Below are 9,781 nucleotides of genomic sequence, written 5' to 3'. Positions count from 1 at the left end.
CGGCAAGGAGGCGAACAAGGGCGTCAACCCCGACGAGGTGGTGGCCATCGGCGCCTCGCTGCAGGCCGGTGTCCTCAAGGGCGAGGTCAAGGACGTCCTGCTGCTGGACGTCACCCCGCTGTCCCTGGGCATCGAGACCAAGGGCGGCATCATGACCAAGCTGATCGAGCGCAACACCACGATTCCGACCAAGCGCTCGGAGATCTTCACCACCGCCGAGGACAACCAGCCCAGCGTGCAGATCCAGGTGTACCAGGGCGAGCGGGAGATCGCCGCGTACAACAAGAAGCTGGGCATGTTCGAGCTGACCGGGCTGCCGCCGGCGCCGCGCGGGGTGCCGCAGATCGAGGTCACCTTCGACATCGACGCCAACGGCATCATGCACGTCTCGGCCAAGGACCTGGGCACCGGCAAGGAGCAGCGGATGACCGTCACCGGCGGCTCGGCGCTGCCCAAGGACGACATCGAGCGGATGATGCGGGAGGCCGAGCAGTACGCGGAGGAGGACCACCGGCGGCGGGAGGCGGCCGAGACCCGCAACCAGGCCGAGCAGCTGGTGTACACCACCGAGAAGTTCCTGGCGGACAATGCCGACAAGGTGCCCGGTGATGTGAAGTCCGAGGTCGAGGCGTCGGTGGCGGACCTGAAGGAGAAGCTCAAGGGAGAGGACACGGCGGCCATCCGCGAGGCCTCCGAGAAGGTCGCGGCCACCAGCCAGAAGCTGGGCCAGGCCCTGTACGCCGACGCCCAGGGCCAGCAGGCCGCGGGCGGTGCCGAGGCCGGCGCCGGAGCCGGTGCCAAGGCGTCCGGCGCGGACGAGGACGTGGTGGACGCCGAGATCGTCGACGACGACAAGCCCAAGGGTGATGCAGCGTGACGGAGGAGACCCCGGGTTTCGAGCAGGAGCCCGACGTCCCCGCCGAGCCGGGCAAGCCGGGCGAGCAGCCCGGTGACGCGGCACAGGCCCCCGGGGCCGCCGAGGAGGCGGGCCCGGAGGCGGCCTCCGGCGCTTCCGGGGACGCCGAACGGGTGGCGGCGCTGACCGCCCAGCTCGACCAGACCCGCACCGCGCTGAACGAGCGCACCCAGGACCTGCAGCGGCTCCAGGCGGAGTTCTCCAACTACCGCCGCCGGGTCGAGCGGGACCGGGTGACGGTCAAGGAGGTCGCGATCGCCAACGTGCTCACCGAGCTGCTGCCGGTGCTCGACGACATCGGCCGCGCCCGGGACCACGGCGAGCTGGTCGGCGGCTTCAAGTCGGTGGCCGAGTCGCTGGAGACGGTCGTGGCGAAGATGGGCCTGCAGCAGTTCGGCAAGGAGGGCGAGGCCTTCGACCCGACGGTGCACGAGGCCCTGATGCACTCGTACTCGCCCGACGTCACCGAGACGACGTGCGTGCAGATCCTGCAGCCCGGGTATCGCATCGGCGAGCGCACCATCCGGCCCGCGCGGGTCGGTGTCGCCGAGCCCCAGCCGGGCGCACAGCCCGGCAAGGGCGAGGACCAGCAGGCGGAGACGGCAGCTGATGAGGAGAGCGGTGGCCCCGAGCAGGGCTGACGCGAGGGAAGACCGGGAGGAGGGACGCCGGGGATGAGCACCAAGGACTTCGTGGAGAAGGACTACTACAAGGTCCTCGGCGTCCCCAAGGACGCCACCGAGGCGGAGATCAAGAAGGCGTACCGGAAGCTCGCCCGCGAGTTCCACCCGGACGCCAACAAGGGCGACGCCCGGGCCGAGGAGCGCTTCAAGGAGGTCTCCGAGGCCCATGACGTCCTGGGCGATCCCAAGCGCCGCAAGGAGTACGACGAGGCCCGCGCGCTCTTCGGGGCCGGCGGTTTCCGCGCCGGCCCGGGGGCGGGCGGCCCCGGCGGCTTCAACTTCGACCTGGGCGACCTCTTCGGGGGCGCCCAGGGCGGCGGCGCCCCCGGAGCGGGCGGCTTCGGCGGCGGCCTCGGGGACGTCTTCGGCGGGCTGTTCGGCCGGGGCGGCGGCGCGGGCACGCGTACCCAGCCGCGCCGCGGCCAGGACGTCGAGTCCGAGGTGACGCTCAGCTTCACCGAGGCGGTGGACGGGGCCACGGTCCCGCTGCGGATGTCCAGCTCGGCGGCGTGCAAGGCCTGCGCGGGCACCGGCGACAAGAACGGCACCCCCAGGGTCTGCCCGACCTGCGTCGGCACCGGTCAGGTCAGCCGCGGCGGCGGAGGCGGATTCTCGCTCACCGACCCGTGCGTGGACTGCAAGGGCCGCGGCCTGATCGCCCAGGACCCGTGCGAGGTCTGCAAGGGCAGCGGTCGGGCCACCAGCTCGCGCACCATGCAGGTCCGCATCCCCGCCGGAGTCTCCGACGGGCAGCGCATCCGGCTGCGCGGCAAGGGCGCGCCGGGCGAGCGCGGCGGCCCGAACGGCGATCTGTACGTCGTGGTGCACGTCGAGTCGCACCCGGTGTTCGGCCGCAAGGGCGACAACCTGACCGTCACCGTGCCCGTCACCTTCACGGAGGCGGCGCTCGGCGGCGAGATCAAGGTGCCCACCCTGGGCGGCCCGCCGGTCACCCTGAGGCTTCCGGCCGGCACGCCGGGCGGCCGGACGATGCGCGCCCGCGGAAAAGGGGCGGTGCGCAAGGATGGCACCAGGGGCGATCTGTTGGTCACCATAGAGGTGACGGTCCCGAGGGAGCTGAGCGACAAGGCGAGGGACCTGCTGGAGTCCTACCGTGACGCGACCGCGGGCGAGGACCCGCGGGCGGCGCTGTTCAAGGCCGCGAAGGGAGACTGACCGATATGGACGGCTACGGCCGCGGACGACAGGGCCAGGGGCGGGGGCGCGCCAACCCGTACGAGCTGACGGACGAGTCACCGGTCTACGTCATCTCCGTCGCGGCACAGCTCTCCGGGCTCCACCCGCAGACGCTGCGGCAGTACGACCGGCTCGGTCTCGTCTCCCCCGACCGCACGGCCGGGCGCGGCCGCCGCTACTCGGCGCGGGACATCCAGCTCCTGCGCCAGGTGCAGCGGCTGTCGCAGGACGAGGGCATCAACCTCGCGGGGATCAAGCGCATCATCGAGCTGGAGAACCAGGTCGCGGCCCTCCAGGCCAAGGTGGCCGAGCTCCAGCAGGCGGTGGAGGGCGCGGCGGTGGCCATGCGCCAGCGCGAGGCGCAGGTGCACGCCTCCTACCGCCGCGATCTGGTGCCCTACCACGATGTGCGGCAGTCCAGCGCCCTGGTGGTCTGGCGGCCGCAGCGCTCCGCCGACTGACCTTCACTCAGCGGTAGGCCGGGGCACCGCCCCCCGGCACCCCCGAGGCCCGTTTCCGGCCCGGCCGGGCTCACTGTGGGTTCGCTGTGGGCCCTGTGCGGGGCCGGTGTGGGGCCGTCCGGCGTACACATGCGTCCGTCCGGGTCCGCCCGAACGGACGCTTCGCGCCACCCGTCCGGCGGTGTGCGGATGGCATGCCGGCGTGGGAGGGGCGCAGCGTGAGGGCATGGACAGGATACGTGCCGTCATAGCCGCGTTCGTCACCGTCACGACCTCCGCCGCGCTGCTGGGGGCGGCTCCCCTGGGCGTTCCCGCGGTCGATCCGGTGTCCGGCGCCGCGGCCGTTCGCACGACGGCCGACGGGGTCGGCGCCCCCCGGGCCCCCTGGCCCGGCGGTACGGTGCGGACCGTCGGGAAGCTCATCGGGACCTATCCGGACGGACAGCTGCTGGCCTGCTCCGGCGCCGTCGTGGACGCCCCCAACGGAAGCGTCGTCGTCACCGCCGCGCACTGCGTCCACAACCCCGGCGAGGCCCGCTGGAAGCAGGCCTGGTTCGTCCCCGCCTACGACCGCCACGGCACCGCGAACGCCGCCCGGGCCGGCTGGCGGGTGGAGTCGGTGCACCTGGAGTCAGCCTGGAAGCGGGGGAAGCTGCCGCAGGTCCTGCCGTACGACTACGCCTTCCTGAAGGTGGAGAAGAAGGACGGGCGGACGCTCCAGGAGACGGTCGGCGCCAACCGCCTGGACTTCGAGCCCGTCGAACCGGCCGAGCGCACCGTGGCCCTCGGCTACCCGGCGGCCGAGCCCTACGACGGCGAGACGCTCGCCCACTGCGCGGGCACGCCCACCCTGCTGACCGAGCGGGACACCCAGCAGCCGAACGTGGGCGGACTGCTGCTGGAGTCCTGCGACCTGACCCAGGGCTCCAGCGGCGGGCCGTGGCTGCGGGACTACGACGCCGTGAGCCAGTCCGGCACGGTGGTGGCCGTGATGTCGGTCGGCGACGACCGGGGCCGGGTGCTGGGCCGCCCCTTCCCGGCCGAGGCGCGCCGGCTGCTCCGGGCGGCGGGCGGGTCCGGCGGCTGAGCCGCGCGGGAGCCGCAGGGCCCGCCTGACCGGCCGTCCCACGAGCCGACGCCGTCCCGCCCGATGTGCGACCGGGCGGGGCGGCGTCCCGCCGTACGCGGGCTCCTGCCGTACGCGGGCAGGCGTGCGGGCGCGGGCGGCGGGGTATGCGGGTGCGGGCGGCGGGATCGGACGGGGCAGAGGGGCCGGCGGGTCAGCGGGGCCGGACGGTGCCCATCGCCCGCTCCAGGGCGATCTCGATCAGCACCCGCTCCGGGTTGGGCGCGGGGGTGCGCCCGTACCGCTCGGCGTAGCGGGCGACCGCGTCCGCGACCGCGTCGGCGTCGGTGCGCACCGACGCGACGCCCTCCAGGGTGGCCCAGCGCCCCCGGTCCACCTGGCAGACGGCGGCCCGGGCGCCTCCGGGGCGGTCCGCGGCGGCCAGGACGTTGGCGACCTTGGCGCTGGTGCGGCGGGTGATGACCCGTGCCAGACCGGCCCCGGGGTCGTAGGTGACCCCGACGGGCACCACATGGGGGGTGCCGTCGGGGCGGAGCGTGGTCAGGGTGCACAGATGCCGCTCCCGCCAGAAGGCGAGATACGCGTCGTCCGGGTGCCCGGGGTCCCGCCGGGATTCACTGGCCATGCTCCGGAAACTATCCCGGCGGCACTCCCGTTCGCGCCTTGAGTGGAATAGACTCAACTTACTGCATGCTGATGTATGCAGAGTTGGCGACAGGAGGAGGAGCACGCACCCGTGGACGCCGAGCTGACCAACAGGAGCCGGGACGCGATCAGCGCGGCCAACAACCGCGCCCTCACCGGGGGCCACCCCGACATCACCCCGGCACATCTGCTGCTGGCCCTGCTGGAGGGCCAGGACAACGAGAACATCCAGGACCTGCTCGCGGCGGTCGACACCGACCAGGCCACCCTGCGCTCGGCGGCCGAGCGGCTGCTGGGCTCGCTGCCCAGCGTGCAGGGCTCCACCGTCGCCAAGCCGCAGCCCGACCGCGACCTGATGGCCGTCCTCGCCGACGCCTCCCGGCGCGCCAAGGAGCTGGGCGACGCCTACATCTCCACCGAGCACCTGCTCATCGGCCTGGCGGCCAGGGGCGGCCGGGCCGGCGCACTGCTCACCGAGCAGGGTGCCACCGCCGAGAAGCTGCTCACCGCCTTCGAGACCGCCCGCGGCGGCCAGCGCGTCACCACCGCCGACCCCGAGGGCACCTACAAGGCACTGGAGAAGTTCGGCACCGACCTGACCGCCGCGGCGCGCGAGGGCCGGCTCGACCCCGTCATCGGCCGCGACCAGGAGATCCGCCGCGTGGTGCAGGTGCTCTCGCGGCGCACCAAGAACAACCCGGTCCTCATCGGCGAGCCCGGCGTCGGCAAGACCGCGGTCGTGGAGGGCCTGGCGCAGCGGATCGTCAAGGGCGACGTCCCCGAGTCGCTGAAGAACAAGCGCCTGGTCGCCCTCGACCTGGGCGCGATGGTGGCCGGGGCGAAGTACCGCGGCGAGTTCGAGGAGCGGCTCAAGGCCGTCCTGGGCGAGATCAAGTCCAGCGACGGGCGGATCATCACCTTCATCGACGAGCTGCACACCGTCGTCGGCGCGGGCGCCGGCGGCGACTCGGCGATGGACGCGGGCAACATGCTCAAGCCCATGCTGGCCCGCGGCGAGCTGCGCATGGTCGGCGCCACCACGCTGGACGAGTACCGCGAGCGGATCGAGAAGGACCCGGCCCTGGAGCGCCGCTTCCAGCAGGTGCTGGTCGCCGAGCCCACCGTCGAGGACACCATCGCCATCCTGCGCGGCCTCAAGGGCCGCTACGAGGCGCACCACAAGGTGCAGATCGCCGACGGCGCGCTGGTGGCCGCCGCAGCACTGTCCGACCGCTACATCACCTCCCGCTTCCTGCCGGACAAGGCCATCGACCTGGTCGACGAGGCCGCCTCCCGGCTGCGCATGGAGATCGACTCCTCGCCCGTGGAGATCGACGAGCTCCAGCGCGCCGTGGACCGGCTGAAGATGGAGGAGCTGGCGCTGGCGGGCGAGAGCGACGAGAGCTCTCGGGAGCGACTGGAGCGGCTGCGCCGCGAGCTGGCCGACCGCGAGGAGGAGCTGCGGGGGCTGACCGCCCGCTGGGAGAAGGAGAAGCAGGGCCTCAACCGCGTCGGCGAGCTGAAGGAGAGGCTCGACGAGGTGCGCGGCCAGGCCGAGCGCGCCCAGCGCGACGGCGACTTCGAGACCGCCTCCAAGCTGCTGTACGGCGAGATCCCCACCCTGGAGCGCGAGCTGGAGGAAGCCTCGGCCGCCGAGCAGGAGCAGGAGCCGAGCAAGGACACCATGGTCAAGGAGGAGGTCGGCTCGGACGACATCGCCGACGTCGTCGCCTCCTGGACCGGCATCCCCGCCGGGCGGCTGCTGGAGGGCGAGACGAGGAAGCTGCTGCGCATGGAGGAGGAACTGGGCCGGCGGCTGATCGGCCAGGGCGAGGCCGTGCGCGCCGTCTCCGACGCCGTGCGCCGCTCCCGCGCCGGGGTCGCCGACCCCGACCGGCCCACGGGCTCGTTCATGTTCCTCGGGCCCACCGGCGTCGGCAAGACCGAGCTGGCCAAGGCGCTCGCCGACTTCCTCTTCGACGACGAGCGGGCCATGGTCCGCATCGACATGAGCGAGTACGGCGAGAAGCACTCGGTCGCCCGGCTGGTCGGCGCGCCCCCCGGCTACGTCGGCTACGAGGAGGGCGGCCAGCTCACCGAGGCCGTGCGGCGGCGCCCGTACAGCGTGGTGCTGCTGGACGAGGTGGAGAAGGCCCACCACGAGGTATTCGACATCCTGCTCCAGGTGCTCGACGACGGGCGGCTGACCGACGGGCAGGGCCGGACGGTGGACTTCCGCAACACCATCCTCGTCCTCACCTCCAACCTCGGCAGCCAGTTCCTGATGGACCCCCTCGCCAAGGAGGAGGAGAAGCGGGAGAAGGTCATGGCGAGCGTCCGCTCCGCCTTCCGGCCGGAGTTCCTCAACCGGCTGGACGACCTGGTGATCTTCTCCGCGCTCAGCGGCGAGGAGCTGCGCAGCATCGCCCGGCTCCAGATCGACGCACTCTCCCGGCGCCTGTCCGACCGCCGCCTCACCCTCGACGTCTCCGACGCCGCGCTGGACTGGCTGGCGGTCGAGGGCAACGACCCGGCCTACGGCGCCCGGCCGCTGCGCCGCCTGGTCCAGACGGCCATCGGCGACCGGCTCGCCCGAGCGATCCTGGCCGGCGAGATCCGCGACGGCGACACCGTCCGCGTGGACGTCGGCCTGGAGGAGGAGGGCCTGACCGTCACCCCGGTGCGGTGACCAAGACGCTGTGACAGGCGGTGCCCGGCGGCTCAGGCCGCCGGGCACCGCCACGTGTGCACCCTGCCGGGGAAGGGAACCTCCATGCGGTCGGACGATCAGGTCAGTCCGACGGACGAGCCCCGGAGCCCGGGCTTGCCAGGACCGGGCCGGGGTGGGGGAGGATGGCAGGAATCGTATGAAGGGAAATCCACGGTGACTATCGACCCGTCCTCGATCCCGAACTTCGGGGGCCAGCAGCCCGAACAGCAGCCGACGGGGCCTGCCGGGCCCGTCATCCCGGACCAGGACCTGGTCAAGCAGCTCCTCGACCAGATGGAGCTGAAGTACGTCGTCGACGACGAGGGTGACCTCGCGGCGCCGTGGGAGGAGTTCCGCACCTACTTCATGTTCCGCGGCGAGAAGGAGCAGCAGGTCTTCTCCGTCCGGACGTTCTACGACCGCCCTCACTCCATCGAGGACAAGAACCGCCTGCTGGAGCTGATCGACGACTGGAACCGCCGCACCCTGTGGCCGAAGGTCTACAGCCACACGCACGACGACGGCACGGTCCGCCTGATCGGCGAGGCCCAGATGCTGGTCGGCGTCGGCGTCTCGCTGGAGCACTTCGTCTCCAGCACGGTGAGCTGGATCCGCGCCTCGGTCGAGTTCGACCGCTGGCTCGTGGAGCAGCTCGGCCTGGCCAAGGACGTCGAGGAGTCCGACGGTGAGGGCGAGGGCTGACCTCTCCGCCCCCCACACGAGGCCCCGCGCGGCCCCGGTGCACGGCACGCTTCGCGTCCGCCGCGCCGGGGCCGCCGCGCGTCCGGCCCTCCGGCACCCGGGCCGTCAGGAGGTGGACCGGGCGCGGTCCGGGTCCGGGTCCGGGGCCGGGGTCAGCGCGCCCAGGCGCTCCACCGCCTCCCGCAGCACCTCCTCGCGCTTGCAGAACGCGAAGCGCACGAAGTGCGCGCCCTGCGCCGCGTGGTCGTAGAAGACCGCGTTGGGGACGGCGACGACGCCGCAGCGCTCGGGCAGGGCGCGGCAGAAGGCCACACCGTCGCTCTCGCCGAGAGGGCGGATGTCGGTGGTGACGAAGTACGTGCCGGCGGGGCGGAAGACCCTGAAACCCGCCCGGGCCAGGCCGTCCGCCAGCAGGTCCCGCTTGGCGCGCAGGTCCCCGCGCAGCCCGGTGTAGTACGAGTCCGGCAGGGCGAGCGCCTCGGCGACCGCGTACTGGAAGGGGCCGGCCGAGACGTACGTCAGGTACTGCTTGGCCGAGCGCACCGCCGACACCAGCTCCGGCGTGCCCGTCACCCAGCCGACCTTCCAGCCGGTGAAGGAGAAGGTCTTGCCGGCGGAGGAGATGGAGACGGTGCGCTCGCGCATCCCCGGCAGGGAGGCGATGGGGATGTGCTCGCCGTCGAAGACCAGGTGCTCGTAGACCTCGTCGGTGACCACCAGCAGGTCCCGCTCCACCGCCAGCGAGGCGATCGCCGTCAGCTCCTCGCGGGTGAGGACGGTGCCGGTGGGGTTGTGCGGGGTGTTCAGCAGGATCAGCCGGGTGCGGTCGGTGACGGCGTCGCGCAGCTCGTCCAGGTCCAGGCGGTACGCCGATCCGGGCCCGGGGGAGGGCCGCAGGGTGACGGGGACGCGGGTGCCGCCGGCCATGGCGACGCAGGCCGCGTAGGAGTCGTAGTACGGCTCCAGCGCGATCACCTCGTCGCCCGGTTCCAGCAGGGCCAGCAGGGCGGCGGCGATCGCCTCGGTGGCCCCGGCGGTGACGAGGACCTCGGTGTCGGGGTCGTACTCCAGGCCGTAAAAGCGCCGCTGGTGGTCGGCGATCGCGGCGCGCAGCTCCGGGACGCCGGGGCCGGGCGGGTACTGGTTGCCGCGGCCCTCCCGCAGGGCGCGCACGGCGGCCTCGCGGACCTGTTCGGGCCCGTCGGTGTCGGGGAAGCCCTGGCCCAGGTTGATCGATCCGGTCCGGACGGCCAGCGCCGACATCTCGGCGAAGACCGTCGTGCCGAACCCGTGGAGCCTTCGGTTCAGCAGTGGCCTGGCGTTCATGTCCTCACCGGTCCTCACTCGTGTGCCCGTCGATACTCCGGGGCCATCCTGACT

At 72.9% G+C, this 9,781-nt stretch carries 9 protein-coding genes; 7 read left to right on the top strand and 2 right to left on the bottom strand.

Annotated elements, in window-relative coordinates; all coding sequences use genetic code 11:
* From BM237_RS28445 to BM237_RS28425, 5 genes are all read left to right on the top strand, one after another.
* The coding region (locus BM237_RS28445) for an Hsp70 family protein (protein WP_175541182.1) at positions 1–877 on the top strand (877 nt) is incomplete at its 5' end.
* Entirely contained in the window at positions 874–1,557 is a 684-nt protein-coding gene (gene grpE, locus BM237_RS28440; protein ID WP_093852622.1) for a nucleotide exchange factor GrpE, read from the top strand. The genes BM237_RS28445 and grpE, both read left to right, overlap by 4 nt.
* Before the next feature lie 33 nt (positions 1,558–1,590).
* A complete protein-coding gene (gene dnaJ, locus BM237_RS28435; protein ID WP_093852621.1) occupies positions 1,591–2,775 on the top strand; it encodes a molecular chaperone DnaJ in 1,185 nt (394 codons plus the stop codon).
* Between the two features lie 5 nt (positions 2,776–2,780).
* Positions 2,781–3,257 carry a heat shock protein transcriptional repressor HspR gene (locus BM237_RS28430; RefSeq protein ID WP_093852620.1) on the top strand — a complete coding sequence of 159 codons (477 nt, stop codon included), beginning with the start codon at positions 2,781–2,783 and terminating at the stop codon, positions 3,255–3,257.
* Between the two features lie 226 nt (positions 3,258–3,483).
* Complete coding sequence (locus BM237_RS28425) at positions 3,484–4,344, top strand: trypsin-like serine peptidase (protein WP_175541181.1); 861 nt, start codon at positions 3,484–3,486, stop codon at positions 4,342–4,344.
* Positions 4,345–4,537: 193 nt separating this feature from the next.
* Here BM237_RS28425 and BM237_RS28420 read toward each other — a convergent pair whose 3' ends face one another.
* Positions 4,538–4,969 carry a pyridoxamine 5'-phosphate oxidase family protein gene (locus BM237_RS28420; RefSeq protein WP_175541180.1) on the bottom strand — a complete coding sequence of 144 codons (432 nt, stop codon included), beginning with the start codon at positions 4,967–4,969 and terminating at the stop codon, positions 4,538–4,540.
* Between the two features lie 111 nt (positions 4,970–5,080).
* On the opposite strand from BM237_RS28420, the gene clpB reads away from it, so the two are divergent.
* Positions 5,081–7,678, top strand: a complete 2,598-nt coding sequence (gene clpB, locus BM237_RS28415) for an ATP-dependent chaperone ClpB (RefSeq protein WP_093852617.1) — start codon at positions 5,081–5,083, stop codon at positions 7,676–7,678.
* Positions 7,679–7,873: 195 nt separating this feature from the next.
* Positions 7,874–8,401: a YbjN domain-containing protein gene (locus BM237_RS28410; protein ID WP_093852616.1), complete on the top strand. Its 528-nt coding sequence runs from the start codon at positions 7,874–7,876 to the stop codon at positions 8,399–8,401.
* 105 nt (positions 8,402–8,506) lie between these two features.
* On the opposite strand, the gene BM237_RS28405 is transcribed toward BM237_RS28410, so the two are convergent.
* Positions 8,507–9,727: a pyridoxal phosphate-dependent aminotransferase gene (locus BM237_RS28405; protein ID WP_093852615.1), complete on the bottom strand. Its 1,221-nt coding sequence runs from the start codon at positions 9,725–9,727 to the stop codon at positions 8,507–8,509.
* Positions 9,728–9,781: the final 54 nt, after the last annotated feature.

The organism is Streptomyces mangrovi, assembly GCF_900114215.1.
GTDB lineage: Bacteria > Actinomycetota > Actinomycetes > Streptomycetales > Streptomycetaceae > Streptomyces > Streptomyces barkulensis.
This window is presented reverse-complemented; position numbering and strand designations above follow the sequence as displayed.